Genomic DNA, 25,179 nt, shown 5'->3' with positions numbered 1-25,179 from the left:
GCACCTCCATTGCAGCCCTGCCTGACGCCCTCCATAATAGACGGCCCCGAGCCGCCAGCGAAGGATTCGCCGATGTCCGCTTCAGACCATGATTTTGACTGTCTCGTATTCATCGGCCGGTTCCAACCCCCCCACCTGGGCCATTTGGCAGTTATCAACGAAGCATTACGTCATGCGAGGCAGGTCATCGTGCTCGTCGGCTCCGCCTGGCAGGCCCGTTCACTGCGCAATCCCTGGCGCTTTGAGGAACGACAGAATCTGCTGCGAGGCTGTTTCGACGAGGAGGAGAACGCGCGGCTCGAGATAGTGCCGCTGCTGGATGCGCTCTATAACAATGATGTCTGGGTGCGTGATGTCCAGCGCAAGGTACGTGACATTGCCGGCCACCGACATGCCAGACTGCCACGCATCGGGCTAATTGGGGCGAGCCGTGGCCAGTCAAGCTACTATCTGTCGTTGTTCCCTCAGTGGGAGTCACTCAGTGTACCGCTGGTCGAAGGCATTTCGGCCAGTCAGATACGCGAACGCCTTTTTCGCTCGAACTCCTCTACCGACGACTACCTGAGCACCGGCGCCGTCCATGACCTGCCACCACCTGTCTGTACTGAACTGCGCCGCTTTGCCGGCGGTGAAGCCCACCAGCAGCTGATGGAAGAGCAGCAACTGCTGGAGCAATATCGCCAGGCCTGGGCCCAGGCGCCCTATCCACCGGTCTTCGTTACCGTCAATGCGGTGGTAGTGCAGTCTGGCCATGTGCTGCTGGTACGCCGCACTGCGGCACCCGGAAAGGGTCTGCTGGCCCTGCCCGGGGGGTTCATCAACCCTCACGAGCGACTGCTGGACGCCTGCCTGCGCGAACTGCGCGAAAGGGTCAGGTTGAAGGTGCCGGAGCCGGTATTGAAAGGCTCCCTGCGTGGCCAGCGCTTGTTCGACGAGCCGCATCGCAGCTGGCGCGGGCGCACCCTGGCGGAAGCCTTCTATTTTGCCCTCAGGCCCGATCAGCAGTTGCCTCAGCTAAAGCCGGTCAAGGGCGGCGATCATGCCCGCTGGGTGCCCCTGGCCGAGCTCGAACCCGATGGCCTGTTCGAGGACCACTTCTTCATCATCCAGAATTTTCTCGGATTGCCGGCCGACTTCGGCGGGATCTAAACGTTTCCTGATGACGCATAAGACTCAGCAGGCGCCTGGCGGAGGCCGCCGCGTTGGCGGTGATCGTTGGCGTCGGCAAGACCGCCAGGAGGCTTGCGCCTCCAGTCGTGAGCTAAAGCTTCCTCCTACAAGATGGTGTGGCAACGTTGGTGGAGAAAGTCGCTAAGGGAGGGCGAGTTATAACTTCTTGACCATCCTAGCGCTTTCAGTGTGGCTCAAAATTGGCCCGATGGCTGATCAAGGTGAGTAATCAGGAAACGTTTTCCAGCGCTCCTTACGCCTGCAGGAAATCGCGCGGCAACTTCATCATCTGCCGCCACAGCTTCTCGACGCCCGGCTTGTGAACCAGCGAGCAGCGATAGAGACGTATCTCCAGCGGCACATCCCACTTGTCATCGCCGGCGCGCACCACCCGGCCGCTCTTCAGTTCATCGCGAATACAGAAGTCGGGAATCCAGGCCAGGCCGACACCTTGCAGGACCATGCCCTTGAGTCCTTCGGCCATGGCTGTTTCATAGATGGTGCGCAGGCGCAGGCGCAATGGATCGTTCTTGAGTAGCATGCGGACGCTTCGACCAAGAAAGGCGCCTTGGGTGTAAGAAAGATACGGTATCTGATCCTGGCTCTCCAGACTGAAGAGCGGCTTGCCCTGCTTGTCCGCCAGACTGACTGGCAGCATCTTGACCTGACCGATTGAGAATGAGGGGAAGACCTCCGCATCGAGCTGCATCGTTGCATACTGGTCGTGATATGCCAGCATAAGGTCGCAGTTGCCCTCGCGCAGCACATGAATTGCCTCTCCCACGTTCATGGCCACCAGTCGTGTCGGCAGCTCGCCCAGGCCTTCCTGCAGGCGTGAGATCCACTCGGGATAGAAGCTCAAGGCCAGGGAGTGCGCGGCGACGATATCCAGCGCCTCGCGAGCCATTGACACACCGCGCAGGTGGCCCAGGCACTCATTGAGCTGCTCGACGAGATTGCGTGCGGTCACCAGGAACAGCTGCCCTTCCGGGGTCAGGTTGATTGGCGTGGTAGAGCGATCGACAAGCGTGACACCGACTGCCTGTTCCAGTGAGCGAATGCGGCGACTGAAGGCCGGCTGGGTGACATGCCGCTGGCGAGCGGAGGCGGAAAAACTACGTGTGCTGGCCAGGGCAACGAAATCTTCCAGCCATTTGGTCTCGAGGTTCACCGCGACTCCCGATGACAGCTTTGACGAGTGAAAGTGATGAAAGCTACTGATAGCGAAACGTCGTCACGCCGTGTCGCTCTTCAGGCAGGCCCTAATGTAACCCAGCCACTAGCCGAACCCAAGACGACATGGAGCAAGATGCTACTGTATCGGCGCTGTCAGGTAGGCTGCTCGGGAGATGAGCTTCTGCCACAGCGGGCGATTTTGCAGTTCGTCGTAACCGATGCGGCGACAATTGGCAAAATCCCTTTCCAACATCAGGCGGACCTCTGCTGCAAACCGGCGATCGGGAATAAAGGCTGTGATCTCGAAGTTGAGCCGGAACGATCGGTTATCCAGGTTCACGGTACCCACGGCTGCCGTACTGTCGTCGATCAGAATGACCTTCTGATGCAGAAAGCCGGGCTGGTAACGATAGACCTTCACCCCGGCACGTACCATATCGGGCAAAAACGAGAAGGCCGAGAGGTAGATCAGCAGGTGATCCGGTCGTTCGGGTATCATGATACGGACATCGACACCGCGCATGGCGGCCAGCCTCAGGGCATCCTGGACCCCTTGATCGGGAACAAAATAGGGGCTGGTTACCCAGAGGCGATCATGAGCGCTATGAATGGCATGCTGCACTAACAGGCTGGCGGTTTCCTGCCGATCGGCCGGGCCGGACGGTACGATCACTACGTTCTGGCACTCCTCGCAGGTAATCTGGGGCTCCCAGCTCAGGTTGATCACCGTGCCAGTGGCCCAGTGCCAGTCCTCCCAGAAGGCCTCCTGCAATCCGAGCACGCTGGGGCCGGTAAGCTTGAGGTGAGTGTCGCGCCAGGGTCCGTGCCGTGGGTGTTCGCCAAGGTATTCGACGCCGACGTTGAAACCTCCCAGCCAGCCCTCGCGCCCGTCCACTACCAGCACTTTGCGGTGGTTGCGAAAGTTGAGCTGAAACCGATGCTTGAAGCCACGCGAGGAGCGAAAGGCGCTGACCTCGACGTCGGCATCGCTCAGCTCGCGCAGATAACCTTCGGATAGATTTCGGCTGCCTACCTCGTCAAACAGGAAATAGACACGAACACCGCGGTCGGCTGCCTTGATCAAGTGTTCCTTGAGCTTGATGCCCAGGGCATCGTGGCGAACGATGAAGAACTGGATCAGCAGGTACTCCTCCGCTGAATCGATACCGGCAAAGAGACTAGCGAAGGTGGTCTCCCCATCGATCAGCAGTTCGGCTTGGTTACCGCTGGTGAGCGGCATCATTGCCAACTGTTCAACGGCACGCACATCGGGGTCGCGGGCGTCCGCGAGGAAGGGCTCCAACCGTTCCCGATAGCGGGCAAGGATCCGGCGCAGGACCGTGTCGCGCTCACCACGCGCCGACACATAGCCATAGAAGCGAGGCCGCCCAAAGATCCAATAGGCCGGAACCGCGAGATAGGGAATCGTCACCAGGGAGATGATCCAGGCAACGGCACCTTGGGAGGTGCGACTGGAAAGCAGAGCCAGGACTGCCGAAACAAAGCCCAGCAGATGAACTAGAAATATAGCCAGGCCGAAGAGCCAGGATGCCATGATCTCTCCCTGAAAAATCAGCGTGCTACAGCATACCCCATACGGCAGCGGCCCCGCCAGATGGCGGGGCCGCGGGGTTATCGCGGAGCGGTATCAGGCACGCTCGGCAATGATCTCTTTCCACTTGGCAGGGCCGGTCTGATGGACCGACGTACCCTGGCTGTCGACTGCCACGGTGACTGGCATGTCTTCCACTTCGAACTCGTAGATCGCTTCCATGCCCAGATCCTGGAAGCCCACGACACGAGATTTCTTGATGGCCTGGGCGACCAGGTAGGCTGAGCCCCCCACGGCCATCAGGTAAACGGCCTTGTTGTCGCGGATGGCATCGATGGCAGCCGGGCCGCGCTCTGCCTTGCCGACCATGCCCAACAGGCCGGTCTCTTCCAGCATGGTTCGGGTGAACTTGTCCATGCGCGTTGCAGTGGTCGGACCGGCTGGCCCAACGACTTCGTCACGAACCGGGTCCACCGGGCCCACGTAGTAGATGAAGCGGCCTTTCAGATCGACGGGCAGGCTTTCGCCCTTTGCCAGCATCTCGACCATGCGCTTGTGAGCGGCGTCACGGCCGGTAAGCAGCTTGCCATTGAGAAGCAGAGTGTCACCGGGCTGCCAGGTCAGCACCTCTTCCGGGGTCACGGTATCGAGATTGACGCGCTTGACGTTGTCGCCAGCCTCGCGGGTGATTTCCGGCCAGTCCTCGAGCTTTGGCACCGGTAGCGATGCAGGGCCAGAGCCGTCGAGCGTGAAATGCGCGTGTCGAGTCGCCGCACAGTTGGGAATGATCGCGACCGGCTTGTTGGCGGCGTGTGTCGGGTAATCTTTCACCTTGATATCGAGCACCGTGGTCAGCCCACCGAGACCCTGCGCCCCAATACCGCTTTTGTTGACCTTGTCGAACAACTCGAGGCGGAGCTCTTCGGCACGGTTGGAAGCGCCACGAGCCTGCAACTCCTGGATATCGATCGGGTCCAGCAACGCTTCCTTGGCAATCTCCATGGCCTTCTCGGCAGTACCGCCAATGCCGATACCCAGCATGCCGGGCGGGCACCAGCCGGCGCCCATCTTGGGGAGCTGTTCCATCACCCAGTCGACGACACTGTCGGACGGGTTGAGCATGGCAAACTTGGACTTGGCCTCGCTGCCACCCCCCTTGGCGGCCACATGTACTTCGACACTGTCGCCCGGGACGATCTTGTGATGAATGATGGCCGGCGTATTGTCACCGGTATTCTTGCGTGCGCCGTCCGGGTCGGCCAGCACCGAGGCGCGCAGCACGTTGTCGGGCAGCTGGTAGGCGCGGCGCACGCCCTCGTTGATCATGTCGTCCAGGCTCATGTCGGCATCCCAGCGCACGTTCATGCCAACGTGAACGAAGACCGTCACGATGCCGGTGTCCTGGCAGATCGGGCGGTGCCCCATGGCGCACATCCGTGAATTGATCAGTATCTGGGCGATGGCATCCATGGCTGCGGGATTCTCTTCCCGTTCATAGGCCGCCGCCATGGCGTCGATGAAATCCTTGGGATGGTAATAGGAAATGTATTGCAGGGCATCAGCGACGCTTTGGATCAGGTCATCCTGGCGGATCACGGTCATGAGCAAGGGGCTCCTGGGCATTATCGGGATGCCTGCCATGGCGAAAAGAAAAATAGACACAGGCCACGACAGTCTCAAGCGGTGTCGGATTATACCTCATGGGGACCTATCTGACAGGGATGTGACGCCAAGGTCTAACATTCTTATCACCCGGCAAGATAACGGTATATTTTCTCGTCTTATTTGCCTGCCATGGCTCTCGCTTCTAGGCTTGCGTAGAAGCCAGGGGGGTTCTATCGGATCTAAGGAGAGGATCATGTCCGTCACTGTCAGTGATTTTATCGTGTCACGCCTGCATGAATGGGGCATTGAACGCTTATATGGCTATTCCGGGGATGGCATAAATGGTGTCATGGCCGCACTGCGCCGAGCCAACGGCACCCCTCGCCTGATCCAACCTCGCCATGAAGAGGTTGCCGCCTTCATGGCGTGCGCCCACGCCAAGTTCAGCGATCAGGTCGGTGTCTGCGTTGCCACATCGGGGCCCGGCGCAGTTCACCTGCTCAACGGCCTCTACGATGCTCGCAAGGACCACATGCCGACCGTGGCCATCGTCGGGCAGCAGGCAAGAATGAGCCTGGGGGCCGATTACCAGCAGGAACTGGACCTCATGGCACTGTTCAAGGATGTGGCCAGCGATTACGTGCAGATGGTTACTACCCCCTCCCAGGCGCGCCATGTCATCGACCAGGCCATGCGCATCGCGATTGCACGCCGTACCGTGACCTGCGTGATCCTGCCCAATGACATACAGGATCTGCCCATGGAAGATCCTCCCATGGAGCATGGCGCGGTTTTCTCCGGCATGGGTTACCGCCTCCCCCAAGTGGTGCCGGAATCGGCCGACCTTGATGCGGCGGCCGAGATAATCAACCAGGGCAAGCGAGTTGCCATCCTGGCTGGTGCAGGGGTAAAGCATGCCGTCGATGAACTGCTCAAGGTTGCCGAACTTACCGGTGCAGGCATCGCCAAGGCGATTCTTGCAAAGACCATGATTGCCGATGACCTGCCTCGCGTGACCGGTTCTATCGGGCTGCTGGGCACCGAGGCCAGCGACAAACTGATGAAGGAGTGCGACACCCTTCTCCTCGTCGGCACACGCTTTCCCTACGTCGAGTTTCTGCCCGAACCGGGCCAGGCGCGTGCGATCCAGATCGACGTCGTTCCCGAAGCACTGGGCGTACGCTATCCAACGGAAGTCAACCTGCACGGCGATGCGGCACCAACGCTCACGGCGTTGGCCAAGCGACTCAAGTCCAAGCGCAACCGGAAATGGCGCAAGCAGGTACAGAGCTGGGTCGATGACTGGTGGGAGGTGACTGAGGCACGAAGCGCTACCAGCGCCTCGCCGATAAACCCACAGCATGTTTTCCAGAGCCTTTCACCACGACTGCCTACCGATGTGATGCTGGCTTGCGACGTGGGCTCGGCAACCAACTGGTATGCACGTCATTTGAAAATACGCGCCGGTATGCTTGGCTCCGTCTCGGGCGGGCTGGCTTCCATGGGTAACGGCGTACCCTATCTCATTGCCGCCAAGTTCTGCCATCCCGAGCGTCCCGCCATCGCCATGGTCGGTGACGGCGCCATGCAGATGCTGGGCAACAACGCCCTGATCACCCTGGCCAAGTATTGGCACGAGTGGCAAGACCCCCGCTGTATTGTATTGGTGTTGAACAACCACGATCTCAGCCAGGTGACCTGGGAGCAGCGCGTCATGGAAGGCGATCCCAAGTTCGACGTTTCCCAGGGTCTGCCCGAGTTTCCCTACGACCAGTACGCTGAATTGCTTGGATTCAAGGGGCTTCGCATGGAGCATGAGGACGACGTTGACCGCGTCTGGGACGAGGCGCTGGCGGCTGATCGCCCGGTGGTGATCAATGCCTACACCGACCCCGATATCGCCCCGCTGCCGCCGCATATCAAATTCGAACAGGCCAAGAGTTACCTCGCCTCTATCGTGAAAGGCGACTCATCCGGCATTCACAGCGCCAAACTCTCCGCCAAGCAGATGGGCCGCTCACTGTTCAAGGGCAAGCAGTGATGAGCCTGCTCTCCCGCCCCTCAGCAAGAGGGGCAATGAGTAGTGACCTAATAAAGATAACGGTATAAAAAGCCATGGCTAGGACGCCACTGGCTGGCAGCCTGAACAGCAGTACAGGCGTCGCGAAGCGACCATCTGCCGCTCAATCACCGTGCCACAGGCGTGACACGCCAACCCATCGCGTTCGAAGACGGCAAAGCGACATAGGCGCGGGCTCTCTCCCCGACGCCTGGCGGCACTTGCCCAATCGTGTCGGTTGGTTACTCCGGCCTGGTCGTAGGCCTGTCGCGTCACCTCGATGATGGTTCGCGCCAGCTGCACCTGCTTCTCCTCTGTCAGATCACAGACCCTGGCCCTGGGCGGAAGCCCGGCAAAGAACAGGATTTCGGAGCGCAGATAGTTGCCAATGCCGGCAAATAGCGCTTGATCCAGCAGCAGCCCACCCAATGAACGCCGAGCGAAACGCGGCTCGCCCAGGCGTACCAAGGCCTTTTCCAGCGTCACTCCATGGGTCAGCAGGTCAGGGCCCAGCCGGGTCAGGAAAGGGTGTTCATCGAGCCTATCGGCCAACCACAGCGAGACATCTGAAGCGCTGTAGAGACTTGCCGAGCGCCCTTCCGTCGTCAGCCGCACGCGCAGGGAACGTTCGGTATCCGGCTCGCGCTCGGCGTCATGGAGTTTCCAGACGCCATAGAGTTGATTATGAGAGTAGAGCACGCGGCCATCATCGAAACGCGTGAGCAGCGCCTTGCCCCAGCTGTCCACGGCCGTGACCCGGCGGCCTACCAGTGAATCAGCCTCGCTGGCCAGGTCGGGAAAAGCGAACCAGACCGACTCCAGCTGCCTGCCGGCGAGCTGCTCGTGGAGCCTATCCGCCGCACGGCGAATCTCGGGGCCTTCTGGCATGTAATTTCCTTCTATCACCGTAGCCAGTAACGTATCGAACCCATCATCTTCAGGGCCCGCTCGGGGCTGATACGGGGACGGGCCTCCGAGGAGGCGCTGTGAATACATCCCTGTACGCTACCGATTCCATCCCTGGAATCGGACCTCCTCTTCGGCCCGTCCCCTGCGCCCCTCGCTATGCATCGACGATGTTGCCCGCACTATTACCCCAGCACCAGCTGACGCTCCTTGAGCTCATGCAGCCGGTCGCGCAGCCGTGCCGCCTCCTCGAACTCCAGGTTCTGGGCTGCCTCGAACATGGCGTCTTCCGTGCGGGAGACCTCCTTGATCAGCTCACCCGGCGACAGCGCATTGAGATCGTAGATCGCGGCACCCTCGGCCACTTGGCGTTCGCCGCGCTTGCGGCCGCCCTTCTTGCCCGGCGTCCGGGCGGTTTCCATGATGTCGGCCACCGAGCGCGATATCGTGGTGGGGGTAATGCCGTGGGCCGCGTTGTGCTCCATCTGCTTGGTCCTGCGCCGCTCGGTTTCCTCCATGGCACGACGCATCGAATCGGTCACCCGATCGCCATAGAGAATCGCCTTGCCATGGGCGTTACGCGCCGCCCGCCCGATCGTCTGGATCAGCGAGCGCTCGTTGCGCAGGAAACCCTCCTTGTCGGCATCGAGTATCGCCACCAGCGAGACTTCGGGGATGTCGAGCCCCTCCCGCAAGAGGTTGATGCCGACCAGCACATCGAACTTGCCGAGACGCAGGTCACGAATGATCTCGACCCGCTCCACGGTGTCGATATCGGAGTGCAGGTAGCGCACGCGCACGTCATGCTCGTCGAGGTACTCGGTCAGGTCTTCCGCCATCCGCTTGGTCAGCGTGGTGACCAGCACCCGCTCGCCGACATTTGTGCGCAAGCGTATCTCGGAGAGCAGGTCATCCACCTGGGTCGTCGCCGGGCGAACCTTGAGCTCCGGGTCGAGCAGCCCCGTGGGGCGCACCACCTGCTCCACGAGCTGGCCGGCGTGTGCCGCCTCGTAGGGCCCAGGGGTGGCCGAAACGAAGATGGTCTGGGGAGAGATGCGCTCCCACTCCTCGAACTTCATGGGGCGATTGTCCAGCGCCGACGGCAGGCGGAAGCCGTACTCCACCAGCGTCTCCTTGCGTGAGCGGTCACCCTTGTACATGCCGCCGACCTGGGGAACGCTGACGTGGGATTCATCGATGAACAGCAGCGCGTCCGCCGGCAGGTAATCGAAGAAGGTGGGTGGTGGCTCGCCCGGCGCACGGCCGGACAGGTAACGCGAGTAGTTCTCTATGCCGTTGCAGTAACCGAGCTCATTCATCATTTCCAGGTCGTAGAGCGTACGCTGCTCCAATCGCTGTGCTTCAACCAGCTTGTCATGCTTGCGCAGCCATTCCAGCCGCTCGACCAGCTCTCCCTTGATCCGGTCCGCTGCCGCCACGATGGTCTCTCGCGGCGTCACATAGTGGCTCTTGGGGTAGATGGTCATGCGCGGCACTTTCCCACGCACTTCTCCAGTCAGCGGGTCGAACAGGCTGATGGTGTCGATCTCGTCGTCGAACAGCTCCACGCGTACTGCTTCTTCGTCGGAGTCGGCCGGGTAGATATCGATGACATCGCCGCGCACGCGGTAGGTGCCTCGACGAAAATCCATGTCGTTGCGGGTGTACTGCAGCTCGGCAAGTCGGCGCAGGAAGTCACGCTGGTGGATCAACTCGCCGCGAGTGAAGTGCAACCGCATCTTCAGGTACTGCTCCGGATCGCCCAGACCATAAATTGCCGATACCGAGACCACGATCAAGGCATCGCGTCGCTCCAGCAGCGCCTTGGTGGCAGACAGGCGCATCTGTTCGATGTGCTCGTTGATCGAGGCGTCCTTTTCGATGAAGGTATCCGACGACGGTACGTAGGCTTCAGGCTGGTAGTAGTCGTAGTAGGAAACGAAATACTCGATGGCATTGTCGGGAAAGAACGACTTGAACTCGCCATAGAGCTGGGCCGCCAGGGTCTTGTTGGGGGCCATGACAATGGTCGGACGCTGCAGCCGCTGGACCACGTTGGCCATGGTGAAGGTCTTCCCCGATCCGGTCACCCCCAGCAGGGTCTGGTGAGTCAGGCCCGACTCCAGCCCACTGATCAGGCTTTCGATGGCCGCCGGCTGGTCACCGGCCGGCTGGAAATTCGACTGAAGGCGAAAGGGCTTGCTCATGCCGGCTCCGGATTGCATCAGGCGCCAAATCGGCGCCTGGGTGGGACAATGTCAATTTGCCAGAGGCTCACACTTCGCTGGTATCGGCTGTACGCGTGATGACGTCCACCGTTGAACTGGTCATCAGGCGGTGGATCGGGCACTTGTGGCTGATCTCTTCCAACCGTGCGCGCTGTTCCGGATCGTCGATACCATGGAATGTCATCACCACTTCGAGTCGATAGGTCCCCTTCGGTTCCTCGCTATCGTCCCGATTGACGATGACGCTGACGCCCTCCAGCGGCCACTTCTTTCGCTTGGCATACATCTGGGCGGTGATCGCCTTGCAGGCACCGAGCGAGAGGTCGAAGTAGTCATGGGGATCGGGTGCGTTGCCCTCGCCACCGAAGGCCTTGGGTACGTCGACGAAGATGTCTTCGAAGCCATCAAGCTCAACCCGTTGGCGTAAGAGACTGTTACGTTCACTGACGATTTCAATGGTCTTCTTCATGAAATGACCTCGGCTGGATTACTGGACTTCAATGGGAAGCTTTAGCGACTGGACGGCCTTGATCAGCGCCTCACGAGACACCCTGCCCTCCACATCGGCTCCATGTCGGCCAACCTCGGCCGACTCGACGCCGTCCAGCATCATCAGCGCCGTGGTAATGCGGTTGACCTGATCGGCGTTCTCCACGCCATGAAAGCTCAGCGATTGCTGTGCCATAGATGACTCCTGACCCGGCGGATGAGATGGCAGATAGTGAATGGACGAGTTTAGCACGCTACCTACCGGCCGACAGCCGGTTGCAATTCCCTCTCTTCGCCCGCATACCCTAGGAATGACAACCAAACTCTTCCCCACATGACGCACCTGGAGCCACCGGTAATGAGCGACTGGATCACCGCCCTGGAGGGGCGGCGCAAGAGTGAGGACCGGGTTGACTTCGACACCCCAGACCCGGCCCGACAGGCACTGGATGCCACCATCGTAACCCCGCTCGTGCATCTTGGCGTGCTCGATGTCATCGGCTCGGGCGCCGGCAAGTTTCTTCAGGGCCAGACCAGCACCCAGGTGGATCTTGCCAATGGCGACTTCGCCCCCTTGACCTGCTTCTGTACCGCCAAGGGACGCATGCTGGCCAATGCCCAACTGCTGCGAATCACTGCCGATCACTACCGCCTGATACTTCATCGCGGCCTGGTTGAAACACTGCGCGCCCACCTCAAGAAATTCGCGCCGTTCTACAAGTCGGAACTCAGGGTGCGCGACGACCTTGCCCTTGTAGGGCTTATCGGCAAGGAGGCCAAGGCCCTGGCGGAGGTTCGATTCGACCTGGTGCCGCCGGCCATCTGGCACCAGTCCGGTGACGAGAACGTTCAGTTGCTGGCGCATCCCGGGACCCAGCCCCGTGTGTTGGCTTGCCTGCCTATCGATATGGCAGTCGAGATCGTCTCCCGGCTGACCCCGCAGGCGAGCCTGGTCGGCAACGCCGTCTGGTGTCTCCACGACATTCAGGCCGGACTCGCCTGGCTCACCCCGCATCATGAAGACGCCCTGCTGCCACAGATGATCAACTGGGAGGCCCTGGGCGGCATCAGCTTCAAGAAGGGGTGCTATACCGGGCAGGAGGTGGTGGCACGGGCCCACTTCCGCGGGCAGGTGAAGAAGCGGCTGGCAAGGGCCCAACTCGAGGGAGACAGGGTGCCGGCACTCGGCACCCCCCTTCTCGACGAAAACGGCAAGTCACACGGTGAGGTGCTGGCCGCCGAAATGGACGCCTACGGTCAGCCCGAGATACTGGCTGTGACTAGTACCCGAGAGGAGATCGGCCCACTGAGCGTCGACGATCAGCCGGTCAAGCTGATGAAGCTGCCCTACCCCATCGAACGGCTGGATCCGGAAAGCCTGGCCTTGGCAAGCGCCTAGGAAAAAGCACTTGATATATGCACTTAGGAAAGCCCAAATACCCGCTTGGCGGTTGCCGTACTCTGTGCGGCAATCGCCTCCGGCGTCTCGTCGCGCAGATTCGCCACCATCTCGCAAACCTGGCCGATGCGTGCCGGCTCGTTACGCTGACCCTGGTGGCCACATAGCGGCATATCGGGGCTGTCGGTCTCCAGCACGAAGCCATCCTCAGGCAGGCTCTTCACCGCCCGCCATAGGCGCTGGGCTCGCTCATACGTCACGGCACCGCCCAGGCCGACCACGAAGCCGAGATCGAGGAATTTCCAGGCCTGATCCGGCGAACCGGCGAAGGCATGGATCAGGCCCCCGGCAGGCAGGTCGAGCTGGCGCAAGCGCTGGGAGACCTTGTCGTTGGCATGCACGCAGTGGATCACCACCGGCAGCTGGCGCGACTTGGCCAGCCGAAGCTGGGCGTTGAACAGCACCCACTGATCGGCCAGGCTCTCCTCGAAGCGGGCATCGATGCCGCACTCGCCCAGTGCTTTTACCTCTGGGTGCTCATCCAGGGCCTGGGCCAGCGCCTCGACATCCTCCTCCCGGTGCTCGTCCATGAAATAGGGATGCAGCCCCAGGCTGATACTGACGTCATCTCTCTTTTCGCCCAGCGCCAGCACGCCAGGCCAGCACTCCCGCGTGGTGCCCGGCACCATGAAGTGTCCGACCCCGACCGCCCTGGCCCGCTCGAACATGGCGTCACGGTCGTCGTCGAATTCGGGGAAATCGAGATGGCAGTGGGCGTCGATGAGCAATTCCAGCCTCCCTTGGCGAACCTTCCGGCAGCTCTGCTAGTGCTCGCGTGTGGCGGCGAACCGAATATCCGGCCAGCGCTCCTGAGTCATCTGCAGATTGACCCGCGTAGGGGCAATGTAGGTCAGATAGCCGCCACCATCTATCGCCAGGTTGGCACTCGCCTTACGCTTGAATTCGTCGAGCATCTTGGCATCGTCGCAGTAGACCCAGCGGGCGGTCTGCACGTTGACCGGCTGATAGACGCAGTCGACCTTGTATTCCTCCTTGAGCCGATGGGCCACCACGTCGAACTGCAGGGTACCCACGGCACCGAGGATCAGGTCGTTGTTGTCCAGCGGCTGGAACAGCTGGGTGGCGCCCTCCTCCGACAGCTGCTGCAGCCCCTTCTGCAGTGCCTTGAGCTTGAGCGGGTCCTTGAGCTGCACGCGCTTGAACAGCTCCGGGGCGAAGTGGGGAATGCCGGTGAAGCGCATGTCCTCCCCCACGGTGAAGGTGTCGCCGATCTGGATGGTGCCATGATTGTGCAGGCCGATGATGTCGCCGGGCCAGGCCTCTTCGACATGGGTGCGGTCGGAGGCCATGAAGGTCAGCGCATCGGCGATCTTGACGTCCTTCTTGATACGCACGTGGCGCATCTTCATGTTCTTGTCGTACTTGCCGGAACAGACCCGCAGGAAGGCGATACGGTCACGATGGTTGGGATCCATGTTGGCCTGGATCTTGAACACGAAGCCGGTGAATCTCGGGTCGGCGGCCTCCACGCTACGGGTATCGGTCTCCCGGGGCTGGGGCGGCGGCGCGTACTCGACGAAGCCATCCATCATCTCGCGCACGCCAAAGTTGCCCATGGCGGTACCGAAATAGACCGGGGTCAGCTCACCGCGCAGGTAGGCATCATGGTCGAACTCGTGCGATGCCCCACGCACCAGCTCCACCTCCATGCGCAGCTCCTCGGCCAGGTCCTCGCCGAGCACCGTGTCGACTTCGGGGTTATCGAGCCCCTCGATGCGCCGGTCCTCGGGGATCCGGCTACCCTGCCCCTGGGTATAGAGATGGATCACATCGTTGTAGAGATGGTAGACGCCCTTGAAGTTGCGCCCCATGCCGATCGGCCAGGTCATGGGCGCACACTGGATATCGAGCACCTCCTCCACCTCGTCCATCACCTCGACGGGGTCGCGAATCTCCCGGTCCATCTTGTTGACGAAGGTAAGGATCGGCGTGGTGCGCAGGCGACACACCTCCATCAGCTTGATGGTGCGGGCCTCGACGCCCTTGGCCCCGTCGATCACCATCAGCGCCGAATCAACGGCTGTAAGAGTGCGATAGGTATCTTCGGAAAAGTCCTCGTGGCCCGGGGTATCGAGCAGGTTGACGATACGTCCACCGTAGGGAAACTGCATGACCGAGGTGGTAACAGAGATGCCACGCTCCTGCTCCATCTTCATCCAGTCGGACGTGGCATGGCGGTCGTTGCGCTTGCTTTTCACCGAACCGGCCAGCTGGATGGCGTTGCCGAACAGCAGCATCTTCTCGGTGATGGTGGTCTTCCCCGCATCGGGGTGCGAGATGATCGCGAACGTCCTGCGCAGCCCGACTTCACGGGCCAGAGTGGCTTCTGACATCAGTTTTAGATTTCGCCGTCATGGCACCGGCTGAGGGTGCGTGAATGGAATGCCACGCATTCTACGGCTTTGCCGGCGGCAGTTGTAGGTCAGTGTCGGAAGTTGTAGGTCGGCACGGGAGATTGCGGCTACCCGTATTCAGGTGACTCCCCGGCAAACGTCCGCATAGAGGTCGTATGAGCAATGTGCGAGCGTCGCCGTCAGACATGCGCGCCCCTCCCACAGGAGTACATTGCAGCGTGACGCTCTGGACGCCGGGTGTTGCCCAATGGCGCCAGGACCGTCGTGCTCCGCCCTGAGGTGGCCCCCCAACCCACTGCCACTCTCATCCACTTGCCCCTCGCCCTGCGCGCGGCCCGTTGGCGACAGTTTCGCCACGTCTGCTTTTGCCTGGGCGAGAACAATAACAAGCGGGAGAAGCCCTGATGAAGCAACCCGAACACCGTTCCCCATCCGGCCAGCCAACGGCCGGCGCCGAGGGGGTGCCACCCCCGGAAGGCCCCAGTGACCTGATCGAAACCGATTACGTGATCGGTCAGGACAATCTCACCGGTCATGTAAAGATCGATCTCGATATCCACGGCAAGGTCTTCGGCATTTCCGCCCTGGTCACCCTGCTATTCGTCCTCCTCACTCTCGCCCTGCAGAGCGAAGTGGAGCCCCTGTTTACGGGGCTGCGCAACTGGCTGACCGGTCACCTGTCATGGTTCTTCCTGCTCTCGGCCAATGTCTTCGTGGTGTTGTGCCTGGCACTGGTGGTCTCGCCGCTGGGCAAGGTGCGTATCGGCGGCCTCGATGCCAGCCCCGACTTTTCCTATCTCTCCTGGTTCTCCATGCTGTTCGCCGCGGGCATGGGTATCGGCCTCATGTTCTATGGTGTCTCGGAACCCATGTCGCACTTTTCCAGTGCCATGGGTGGTACCGCCATGGAGAATGGCGTTCGCACCGACTGGGCACCGCTAGGAGCGGCTGCCGGCAACGCACAGGAATCGGCTCGCCTGAGCATGGCGGCCACCATCTTCCACTGGGGCCTTCACCCCTGGGCGATCTACGCCATCGTGGCGTTGGCGCTGGCCATCTTCGCCTTCAACAAGGGATTGCCGTTGACGATGCGCTCGATCTTCTACCCGATCCTGGGTGAGCGCATCTGGGGATGGCCGGGCCATGTCATCGATATCCTGGCGGTATTTGCCACCCTTTTCGGTCTGGCAACCTCACTGGGTCTCGGCGCATCGCAGGCCGCCGCCGGACTCGGCTACCTGTTCGGCATCCCGGACGGCAACTTGACCATGATGCTATTGATCGTCGGCATCACGTTTATCGCCATCCTCTCCATCGTTGCCGGCGTGGACAAGGGCGTGAAACGGCTTTCCCAGCTGAACATGGTGCTGGCCTTCCTGTTACTCGCCTTCGTCATCGTCGTCGGACCCACGCTGGTCATCATGACCGGATTCTTCGACAGCCTGCTGGCCTATGCCACCTACCTGCCGGCGCTATCCAATCCGTTCGGTCGCGAAGACGCCAACTTCAGCCAGGGCTGGACCGCCTTCTACTGGGCATGGTGGATCTCCTGGTCTCCGTTCGTCGGCATGTTCATCGCCCGGATCAGTCGTGGCCGCACGGTGCGCGAGTTCCTGATCGCCGTGCTGCTGGTGCCGTCGCTGGTTTCTGTATTGTGGATGTCCGCCTTCGGCGGTACCGGTATCCACCAACTGGTATCGGCTGGGTTCGAAGGGGTCCAGGATGCTGCGCTCGAACTGCAGCTGTTCGTGATGCTGGCCGAGCTGCCGCTGGCAGCCATAACGTCCTTCATCGGCATCGTGCTGGTCGTGGTGTTCTTCATCACCTCGTCGGACTCCGGCTCACTGGTCATCGATACCATCACTGCCGGGGGCAAGGTCAACGCCCCCAAGCCCCAGCGAGTCTTCTGGGCAACTGTCGAGGGATTGATTGCCATCGCCCTGCTGCTAGGCGGTGGGCTCGCGGCCCTTCAGGCCATGGCGGTCTCTACCGGCCTGCCCTTCACCCTGGTGCTGCTGGTAGGCTGCTACACCATCGTCAAGGGACTGATGAGCGAACCCCGCAGCAAACCAGTACTCAAGACAAACCTCGGCTGACCCTGGCGACACAGGGAGGCCTACGGGCCTCCCTGAAACGGGGAGCATGGAACAGAAAGAGAAAGCGTCAACGAGAAGAGCCCCGCACATGCGGGGCTCTTCTTGTGGCCGACCAGGGAAGTGACTGGCCGAGGAGTGTCGTTGGGCAGCCTAGAAATCGACGACCACATTACCCTTGGGCGTACTACAACATGAAAGGATATACCCCTCGGCAACATCCTCATCGGTAATGCCACCGTTGTGCTCCATTTCCACCTCGCCGGAAGCCAACGGGACACGACAGGTGCCACAGATGCCCATGCCGCAGGCCTTGGGGATGTGCAGCCCGAGCTTCGCGGCAGCGGAATGCACCGTCTCGCCCGGCTGGATGCGCACGCTCTTGCCGGAGGAGCTGAATTCCACACTGAGCATGTCGGCGACATCGACCTCCTCGGCCTCTGCCTCGGCCTGTTCAGCCAGTTCCAGTACGTCCTCTCGCACATCCAGCGGCGTGGCGCCGAAGGACTCCTCATGATAGTGGCTCATGTCGAAGCCGTTATCGTGCAGGATGCGCTTGATTGCGTTCATGTAGGGCGTGGGGCCGCAGCAGAAGATCTCACGATCCAAAAAGTCGGGTGCCATCAACTCCAGCATCGGCTGTGTCAGATACCCGCGGTAGCCGGCCCAGGCCTCGCCAACGTCATCCTTTTTCTCGCACACGATATGCAGCTTGAACTCGGGAATTCTCGAGAACATATGCACCAGTTCGCGATGGTAGATGACGTCACGCGGGGCACGTGCACTGTGAATGAACTCCACATCGACACTGGCGTTGGTGTCGAAGAACCAGCGGGTCATCGACATCAGCGGCGTAATGCCAACGCCACCGGAGAGGAATAGTACCTTGTCGGCGGGAAAGTCGATCGAGTTGAAGTTGCCCACCGGACCATGCACCGGCAGCTCGTCGCCGACCTTCATGTTGTCATGCAGCCAGTTGGACACCCGGCCACCCGGCACCCGCTTGACGGTGATCGAGATGCTGTAGGGAATCGATGGCGAACTGGAGATAGTGTAGGAGCGCATGATCGCCTCGCCATCGATCTCCAGCTCGAGCGTCACGAACTGCCCCGGCTTGAAGAAGAACAGCACCGGCTGCTCCGCCATGAAGCAGAAGGTACGCACATCCCAGGTCTCCTGAATCACCTTGACGCAGCGCACCATATGGCGGCCGTTGGTCCATGTCTGGGTAGTGACAGGATTGAGGAAGTTCATTGTCATATCTCGTCTCGCCAAGGGTAAGCCAGAAGGTTGAGGGCCAGCCGTTCATGGCTAGATCGTTGTTTAAGGACATTTTGAGGGTTGGGAGACTCCCCCCATTGTTCTGCCAGCGACATCGACTTGCCTGAAGAGGCCAGCCGCCCATGACATCGACATGACCCAGGTCGTAACCACACCTGTCGGCGTCGCTGCAAGGCATGGACCCATCTCGACGCTGGACCACACTCTGCTTGCCTCCGATGGTTCCGCAAGGTCCCGGATGACGCGAACCTCATTCACCAGCCCGTCAAAAAGGATGCCCTTGATGTCCACTGCTACACCCTCGCCGCTCGACGACCCACTCTCTGCCACTCGTCATGATGTGGCTTCCCGTCTCGACAACCGCCAGCCTGGTTTCTCGCTGGCTCAGCCGTTCTACAACGATGGCCGATTCTTCGCCCTCGACATGGAGACGATCTTCGAGAAGGAGTGGCTGTTTGCCGGCATGAGCTGCGAGATTCCGGCCAAGGGGAACTACCTTACTCTCGACGTGGGCGATAACCCCATCATCATCGTCCGTGGTGCCGAGGGTGCCATTCACGCGTTCCACAATGTCTGCCGCCATCGCGGGTCGCGGCTCTGCACCCAGTCACGCGGCAAGGTGGCCAAGCTGGTCTGCCCCTATCATCAGTGGACCTATGAGCTCGACGGCAGGCTATTGTTCGCTGGCAGCGATATGGGCAGCGACTTCGATCTCGCCGAGTATGGATTGCGCCCCATCGCCGTAGAGATTGCCGGCGGCTTCATCTTCATCTGCCTGTCCGACACGCCTCCCTCAATCGATGACTTCCTGGCGAGCGTATCGCGCTATCTGGCCCCACATGACCTGGAGAACGCCAAGGTCGCCGTGGAGTCCACCATCGTCGAGCAGGCCAACTGGAAGCTCGTGATCGAGAACAATCGCGAATGCTATCACTGTAACGGCGCGCACCCGGAGCTGCTCAACTCGCTACAGGAATTCGACGATACCGACGACCCCCGCGCCACCGATGCCTACAAGGCCCTGGTGGCAAAAAAGCAGAGCGACTGGGATGCGCTCGATATTCCCTGGGCGCTGCAGCGCCACGGCCGCCGGAATCGCCTGACCCGCACCCCCCTGCTCGAAGGGCGCGTTTCCATGACCATGGACGGCACACAGGGCTGCAAGCGACTGCTCGGCAAACTGACCGACCCCGACATGGGTTCGCTGCGCATCCTGCACCTGCCCAACTCCTGGAACCATGTCATGGGCGATCACGCGGTGGTCTTTCGCGTCATGCCGCTGGGACCACAGCAGACCGTGGTGACAACCAAGTGGTTGGTACACAAGGACGCGGTGGAAGGCGTCGACTACGACCCGACGGCACTGCGGCGCGTGTGGGACGCCACCAACGACCAGGATCGTCGGCTGGCCGAAGAGAACCAGCGCGGCATCAACTCGAAGGCCTACTCGCCAGGCCCCTATTCACCCACCTATGAGTTCGGCGTCATCGACTTCATCGACTGGTACTGCGAGCGACTGCAGGAGCATATCGGCCAGGTCACACCCAGTCTTCAAGTCGTACGCGGCTGATCGCTTGCCCGCCCCTACCTGACGGGACCCGCCTCTGCGCGGGTCCCGTCGTTTCAGCTCGCATTGGTTCGACCACGACATGACCAGGTCCACAGGGATGACCAAGCCAACAGCGGTCAGGCCGACGATTGCGGCATCCTGACATGGGCCTGGCACACCGAAAAGCGCCCCCAACTCTCTCGAGTCGGGGGCGTCTTCCAGTAACACTACGTTGGTCCGATCCTGCTATTCGAGGGCAGGCAACAGGACCTCATCCAGTGCTGCCCTCACCGAGGGCAGCATGATGTCGGTCCGCTCGCCGAGCGCCTGCACCAGCTCCTGAAGACCCGGCACGCCCTCCTCGTCATGCTGAAGCCGTGCCAGGCGGGCGCTGGTTTCCGGGCTGGCTCCCTCGGGGATACGGATACCGAGCGCCACCAAGCGGTCACGGAAATCATCGTCATCTATCAGGTCGACGATCATCATCGGTCTGCTCTCCTTATACGCTCTCCACCGGCGCCGTTGCCTTTTCGGCACTCAAGCGACAGGCGGCATACTTGAACTCCGGGATCTTGCCGAAGGGATCCAGCGCCGGGTTGGTCAGGATGTTGGCGGCAGCCTCGGCGTAGCAGAACGGCACGAACACCATGCCCTCGGGCATGGCTGGGTCGGTACGTACCGACAGGGTAATGCTCCCCCTGCGCGTGGTGATGGTAAGGGCGGAGCCGGGCTCCACCCCCAGCCGGCGCATCTCAGCCGGTGCCAGGGTCGCCACCGCTTCCGGCTCCAGGTCGTCGAGCACCTGGGCGCGCCGGGTCATGGAACCGGTATGCCAGTGCTCCAACTGGCGCCCGGTCGTGAGCACGACCGGGTACTCGGCATCGATCGGCTCGTCCGGTGGCAGCGGCAGGGTCGGCGAGAAGGATGCGCGGCCGCTCTCGGTGTGGAAGGCATCGCTGAATACCACATCGGCCCCCGGCTCGTCGTCTGCCGGGCAGGGATAGGTCACCGACGCCTCCCGCTCCAGGCGCTCCCAGCTGATGTGATCCAGCGAAGGCATGCCCTGCTTCATTTCCGCGAAGACGTCGCGGGGGTGATCGTAGTGCCAATCGAGGTCGAAGCGCCGGGCGATCTCCTGGATGATCCACCAGTCCGTCCGGGCTTCCCCAGGCATGGGCACGGCGGCGCGGCCAAGCTGTACCTGTCGGTTGGTATTGGTAACGGTGCCATCCTTCTCCGGCCAGGCGGAAGCCGGCAGTATCACATCGGCGAACTGGGCGGTCTCGGTCACAAACAGATCCTGCACCACCAGATGTTCCAGTTGCGCCAGGGCACTGCGGGCATGCGCCAGGTCCGGATCGGACATGGCGGGGTTCTCGCCCTGGATATACATGCCCTTGATCGTACCGTCATGAATGGCGTGCATGATCTCCACCACGGTCAACCCCGGCTGGTCGTCCAGCGGCGTATTCCACAGCTCTTCGAAAGCGGCACGAACCTGGGCATCAGCGACCGGTTGGTAGTCGGGCAGCACCATGGGAATCAGGCCCGCATCGGAGGCTCCCTGGACGTTGTTCTGCCCACGCAGCGGATGCAGGCCCGTGCCCGGACGGCCGATCTGGCCGCAGGCCAGCGCCAGCGAGATGAGGCAACGGGCGTTGTCCGTGCCGTGGGTGTGCTGGGAAATACCCATGCCCCAGAAGATCATCGCCCTCTCCGCGGTGGCATAGACACGCGCCACTTCACGGATGGTTGCCGGATCCACGCCGCAAGCCCCGGACATCGCTTCGGGGGTCATGGGCGCCACATGGGCCTTGAGCGCTTCGAACCCCTCGGTGTGTTGGGCGACATACGCCTCATCAAAGAGGCCCTCGGTGACGATGACATTGAGCAGGGCATTGAACAGCGATACGTCGGACCCCGGCTTGAACCGCACGCTGAGGTGTGCATAGGCATCCAGCGACTGGCCACGGGGATCGATGATGATGAACCTGGTGCCGCGCTTGGCCGCCTGCTTGAAGAAGGTCGCTGCCACCGGGTGGTTGATGGCCGGATTGCAGCCGGTGAGGATGACCACGTCGGCCTTTTCCGCCTGCATGAACGAGGCAGTGACCGCCCCCGAGCCGATGCACTCCATCAGCGCCGCCACCGAGCTGGCATGGCACAGCCGAGTACAGTGGTCGACGTTGTTGGTGCCGAAACCGGTACGTACCAGCTTCTGGAACAGCCACGCTTCCTCGTTGGTACACTTGGCGCTACCGAAGCCGGCCAGCGCAGCGGGGCCATGCTCTACCTTGAGCCGCTTCAGGCCATCGGCGGCCATATCCAGCGCCTCATCCCAGCTCGCCTCACGAAAATGGGTCAGCGGCGCGGCAGGGTCAAAGGCAGGGTCGAGCCCCTTGGGCACCCCGGCCTTGCGGATCAAGGGCCGGGTGATTCGTGCGGGATGATTGGGGTAATCGAAACCGAAGCGGCCCTTGACGCAGAGACGATTCTGGTTCGACGGGCCGTCGCGTCCTTCGACAAACAGGATCCGGTCATCCTTGACGTGATAGGTCAGCTGGCAGCCTACGCCGCAATAGGGGCAGACCGAGTCGACCTTGCGATCGGCCGCACGGGAGTCGCCGTGGCCAGCCGCATCGACCAGGGTCGCCGGCATCAGCGCTCCGGTAGGACAAGCCTGCACGCACTCGCCGCAGGCCACACAGGTGCTATCCCCCATGGGATCGTCGAAGTCGAAGACGATCTTCGACGCCGCGCCCCGATGAGCCATGCCGATGACGTCATTGACCTGGACTTCACGGCAGGCTCGTACGCAGAGGTTGCACTCGATACAGGCATTGAGGTCGACGGCCATCGCCGAGTGGGAGCGGTCCTGCGTCAACGAGGACTCGCGGTCGGCCACATGATGCACCGTCGGCTGGCTGCGCTCGCCCTGCTCAGGCAGCCACTGGCGCACCGCATCGGCATCGACGGCGAGCTGGTCGGCCATGGCCCAGAAGTGGCTGGAGCGATCGGGGCTCGCATGGCGAGCAGGCTGGTCGACGGCGAGCATCTCCATGACCCCCTCACGCGCCACCCGGGCACGATCGGAGGTAGCACTCTTCACTACCATGCCGGGAGCGGCCTGGCGCAGGCAGCTCGCCGCCAGGATGCGCTCGCCTTCGATCTCGACCATGCAGGCACGGCAGTTGCCGTCGCTGCGATAGCCCGGCGCATCCTTGAAGCAGAGATGGGGAATGGTCTCGCCGGCCCGCTTGGCGACCTGCCACAGGGTTTCCCCCGGCGTGGCGCTGATTTCATGCCCATCCAGGGTCAGGGTAAAGGTTTCCTGATTCATGGTTTCATCCCCTGACAATCACGTTCTGATCGGCCAATTCGGACCGAAAATCCTTGAGCAGACCGAGTACCGGATTCGGAGCCGCCTGGCCCAGCCCGCAGATCGAGGCGTCCATCATCACCTGCGACAGGCGATCCAGCGCCGCTGCATCCCACTCCGGGCGCTCCAGCAGGGTCAGCATCTTTTCACTGCCGACCCGGCACGGCGTGCACTGGCCGCAGGATTCGTCGGCGAAGAAGGCCAGCAGGTTGGTGGCCACCCCGCGCAGGTCATCCTGGTCGGAGAGCACGATGATAGCGGCGGAACCGATGAAGCAGCCGTGCTCCTGAAGGGTGTCGAAGTCCAGGGGAACGTCAGCCTTGCTCGCCGGCAGGATACCGCCGGAGGCACCGCCCGGGAGATACCCCAGCAGACGGTGCCCGTCTGCCATGCCACCGCAGTACTCATCGACCAGTTCGCGCAAGGTGATGCCGGCCGGCGCCAGATGCACGCCGGGATAACGAACCCGGCCGGAGACCGAGAAGCTGCGCAGCCCCTTGCGGCCATGCCGCCCCTGGCTTGCGAACCACTCGGCGCCACGCTTGTGGATGACCGGGATCCAGTAGACCGTTTCCACGTTGTTGACCAGGGTCGGCCGGTCGAAGAGCCCCTTCTGGGCCACGAAGGGAGGACGATGGCGCGGCTTGCCCGGCTTGCCCTCCAGCGACTCGATCAACGCCGACTCCTCGCCGCAGATGTAGGCCCCGGCACCGCGACGCAGTACCACGTAGCCGGGGTCGACCAGGCCCGCCTGCTCCAGCTCTTCGGTCGCCTCGCGCAGTACCCGATGAAGGCCCGGGTACTCATCGCGCAGGTAGATATAGAGCGCCTCGGCCTCCACGGCCCAGGCGCTCACCAGGGCGCCTTCCAGGAAACGGTGCGGTTCACGCTCCAGGTAGTAGCGATCCTTGAAGGTGCCGGGCTCGCCCTCGTCGGCATTGATGACGCAGTACCTCGGCCCGGGTTCGGCACGCACGAAGTGCCATTTGCGGAAGGTGGGAAAGCCGGCACCGCCCAGGCCGCGCAGGCCCGCCTCTTCCAGCTCCTGCATCAAGGTTTCGACCGACACGCGCCCTTCACGGCAGTCTGCCAGAAGCGTGTAGCCGCCAACGACCCGGTAGTCGGCCAGGCTGGGCCAGTCGATGGGATCGGGATGCAGATCCCCAGCCTCCAGGGCCGCCGTCACGCGCTCGGGGGTGGCATGCCCCAGGTGGCGATGGCCCACCTCCACTACCGGCGCGGTCTCGCAGCGTCCCATGCAGGGCGCCCGCAGCACGCGCACCTCGGCAGGGTCGGCACCCTCCTCCAGCCGAGCCCGGAGCGCCTCGGCACCGGCCAACTGGCAGGAGAGTGAATCACAGACCCGCAGCGTGATCGCGGGCGGTGCCTGCTGATCGTCGTGGGTCACGTCGAAATGCGCATAGAAGGTCGCGGTCTCGTAGACCGCGGCCATGGGAAGATTCATGTAGCTGGCCAGGGCGCGAAGCGCTGCCAGGGGGAGATGCCCGCGACTATCCTGAATCGCATGGAGGTGCTCGATCAACAGGTCGCGCCGGCGCATCTCGGGCTGCTCACGCTCATCGCCAATCAGCTGGCGCAGTGCCGCAAGCTCATCGGTGTCGAGTTCACGGCCGCGGGGCTTGCCACGAAAACGGCGCTTGGGATTCACGGTCTGGACGGTCATGGGGGCTCGTTATTCGGTCTTGTTGGTAGTGGCGGATTCATGGTGTCACTCCCCCTATACTAGGACAATGGCCGGCGCGCCAGACAATACACTGTCCCCGCTGGGGCATGATGGGATGGGCCTCGATGGGAACCGAGGCTCATCGTCTATCGCAACGCTATACCTGCCATTATC

Annotated in this window: 18 protein-coding genes; 5 read left to right on the top strand and 13 right to left on the bottom strand. The window is 61.9% G+C overall.

Features of this window, described 5'->3' with window-relative positions:
• Positions 1 to 72: 72 nt before the first annotated feature.
• On the top strand, positions 73 to 1,149 hold the full coding sequence (locus KZO25_RS08475) for a bifunctional nicotinamide-nucleotide adenylyltransferase/Nudix hydroxylase (RefSeq protein WP_066447335.1): 1,077 nt from the start codon (positions 73 to 75) through the stop codon (positions 1,147 to 1,149).
• Positions 1,150 to 1,423: 274 nt separating this feature from the next.
• On the opposite strand, the gene KZO25_RS08470 is transcribed toward KZO25_RS08475, so the two are convergent.
• The 3 genes from KZO25_RS08470 to KZO25_RS08460 all read right to left on the bottom strand — a co-directional run bounded on the left by KZO25_RS08470 (position 1,424) and on the right by KZO25_RS08460 (position 5,500).
• On the bottom strand, positions 1,424 to 2,341 hold the full coding sequence (locus tag KZO25_RS08470; RefSeq protein WP_066447333.1) for a LysR substrate-binding domain-containing protein: 918 nt from the start codon (positions 2,339 to 2,341) through the stop codon (positions 1,424 to 1,426).
• 141 nt (positions 2,342 to 2,482) lie between these two features.
• Positions 2,483 to 3,901: a cardiolipin synthase gene (gene cls / locus KZO25_RS08465; RefSeq protein WP_066447331.1), complete on the bottom strand. Its 1,419-nt coding sequence runs from the start codon at positions 3,899 to 3,901 to the stop codon at positions 2,483 to 2,485.
• 93 nt (positions 3,902 to 3,994) lie between these two features.
• A complete protein-coding gene (locus tag KZO25_RS08460) occupies positions 3,995 to 5,500 on the bottom strand; it encodes a fumarate hydratase (protein ID WP_223136608.1) in 1,506 nt (501 codons plus the stop codon).
• Positions 5,501 to 5,756: 256 nt separating this feature from the next.
• Between KZO25_RS08460 and KZO25_RS08455 the strand changes: the two genes are divergently transcribed.
• The gene (locus KZO25_RS08455) at positions 5,757 to 7,544 is read left to right on the top strand and encodes a thiamine pyrophosphate-requiring protein (RefSeq protein WP_223136607.1); all 1,788 of its coding nucleotides are present in this window, start codon (positions 5,757 to 5,759) and stop codon (positions 7,542 to 7,544) included.
• Between the two features lie 78 nt (positions 7,545 to 7,622).
• Here the strand turns inward: KZO25_RS08455 and nei are convergent, their stop codons facing one another.
• The 4 genes from nei to KZO25_RS08435 all read right to left on the bottom strand — a co-directional run bounded on the left by nei (position 7,623) and on the right by KZO25_RS08435 (position 11,381).
• A complete protein-coding gene (nei, locus tag KZO25_RS08450; protein ID WP_223136606.1) occupies positions 7,623 to 8,450 on the bottom strand; it encodes an endonuclease VIII in 828 nt (275 codons plus the stop codon).
• 203 nt (positions 8,451 to 8,653) lie between these two features.
• The gene (gene uvrB, locus KZO25_RS08445; protein WP_223136605.1) at positions 8,654 to 10,675 is read right to left on the bottom strand and encodes an excinuclease ABC subunit UvrB; all 2,022 of its coding nucleotides are present in this window, start codon (positions 10,673 to 10,675) and stop codon (positions 8,654 to 8,656) included.
• Positions 10,676 to 10,742: 67 nt separating this feature from the next.
• Positions 10,743 to 11,165 carry an OsmC family protein gene (locus tag KZO25_RS08440; protein WP_223136604.1) on the bottom strand — a complete coding sequence of 141 codons (423 nt, stop codon included), beginning with the start codon at positions 11,163 to 11,165 and terminating at the stop codon, positions 10,743 to 10,745.
• 18 nt (positions 11,166 to 11,183) lie between these two features.
• Positions 11,184 to 11,381, bottom strand: a complete 198-nt coding sequence (locus KZO25_RS08435) for a hypothetical protein (protein ID WP_201025401.1) — start codon at positions 11,379 to 11,381, stop codon at positions 11,184 to 11,186.
• 162 nt (positions 11,382 to 11,543) lie between these two features.
• Between KZO25_RS08435 and KZO25_RS08430 the strand changes: the two genes are divergently transcribed.
• Complete coding sequence (locus tag KZO25_RS08430; protein ID WP_223136603.1) at positions 11,544 to 12,584, top strand: YgfZ/GcvT domain-containing protein; 1,041 nt, start codon at positions 11,544 to 11,546, stop codon at positions 12,582 to 12,584.
• Between the two features lie 23 nt (positions 12,585 to 12,607).
• Here KZO25_RS08430 and KZO25_RS08425 read toward each other — a convergent pair whose 3' ends face one another.
• Positions 12,608 to 13,372, bottom strand: a complete 765-nt coding sequence (locus KZO25_RS08425; RefSeq protein ID WP_223136602.1) for a TatD family hydrolase — start codon at positions 13,370 to 13,372, stop codon at positions 12,608 to 12,610.
• 36 nt (positions 13,373 to 13,408) lie between these two features.
• Complete coding sequence (locus KZO25_RS08420) at positions 13,409 to 14,998, bottom strand: peptide chain release factor 3 (protein ID WP_223136601.1); 1,590 nt, start codon at positions 14,996 to 14,998, stop codon at positions 13,409 to 13,411.
• A gap of 425 nt (positions 14,999 to 15,423) precedes the next feature.
• Between KZO25_RS08420 and KZO25_RS08415 the strand changes: the two genes are divergently transcribed.
• Entirely contained in the window at positions 15,424 to 17,115 is a 1,692-nt protein-coding gene (locus tag KZO25_RS08415) for a BCCT family transporter (RefSeq protein WP_223136600.1), read from the top strand.
• A 150-nt stretch (positions 17,116 to 17,265) separates the two neighbouring features.
• Here KZO25_RS08415 and KZO25_RS08410 read toward each other — a convergent pair whose 3' ends face one another.
• Positions 17,266 to 18,372 carry a hybrid-cluster NAD(P)-dependent oxidoreductase gene (locus KZO25_RS08410; protein WP_223136599.1) on the bottom strand — a complete coding sequence of 369 codons (1,107 nt, stop codon included), beginning with the start codon at positions 18,370 to 18,372 and terminating at the stop codon, positions 17,266 to 17,268.
• Positions 18,373 to 18,676: 304 nt separating this feature from the next.
• Here KZO25_RS08410 and KZO25_RS08405 point away from each other — a divergent pair, with 304 nt between their 5' ends.
• Positions 18,677 to 19,963, top strand: coding sequence for an aromatic ring-hydroxylating oxygenase subunit alpha (locus KZO25_RS08405; RefSeq protein ID WP_223136598.1), 1,287 nt, complete (start codon positions 18,677 to 18,679; stop codon positions 19,961 to 19,963).
• Between the two features lie 225 nt (positions 19,964 to 20,188).
• On the opposite strand, the gene KZO25_RS08400 is transcribed toward KZO25_RS08405, so the two are convergent.
• Genes KZO25_RS08400 through KZO25_RS08390 form a run of 3 tightly spaced genes read right to left on the bottom strand, consistent with a single transcriptional unit; the run spans position 20,189 to position 25,005 of the window.
• Positions 20,189 to 20,428: a hypothetical protein gene (locus tag KZO25_RS08400; protein ID WP_223136597.1), complete on the bottom strand. Its 240-nt coding sequence runs from the start codon at positions 20,426 to 20,428 to the stop codon at positions 20,189 to 20,191.
• A 13-nt stretch (positions 20,429 to 20,441) separates the two neighbouring features.
• Positions 20,442 to 23,282: a formate dehydrogenase subunit alpha gene (gene fdhF, locus KZO25_RS08395; protein ID WP_223136596.1), complete on the bottom strand. Its 2,841-nt coding sequence runs from the start codon at positions 23,280 to 23,282 to the stop codon at positions 20,442 to 20,444.
• 4 nt (positions 23,283 to 23,286) lie between these two features.
• On the bottom strand, positions 23,287 to 25,005 hold the full coding sequence (locus KZO25_RS08390) for an NAD(P)H-dependent oxidoreductase subunit E (RefSeq protein ID WP_223136595.1): 1,719 nt from the start codon (positions 25,003 to 25,005) through the stop codon (positions 23,287 to 23,289).
• Between the last annotated feature and the right edge of the window lie 174 nt (positions 25,006 to 25,179).

Origin of the sequence: Halomonas sp. ANAO-440 (assembly GCF_019915905.1) — a bacterium.
GTDB lineage: Bacteria > Pseudomonadota > Gammaproteobacteria > Pseudomonadales > Halomonadaceae > Halomonas > Halomonas chromatireducens.
This window is presented reverse-complemented; position numbering and strand designations above follow the sequence as displayed.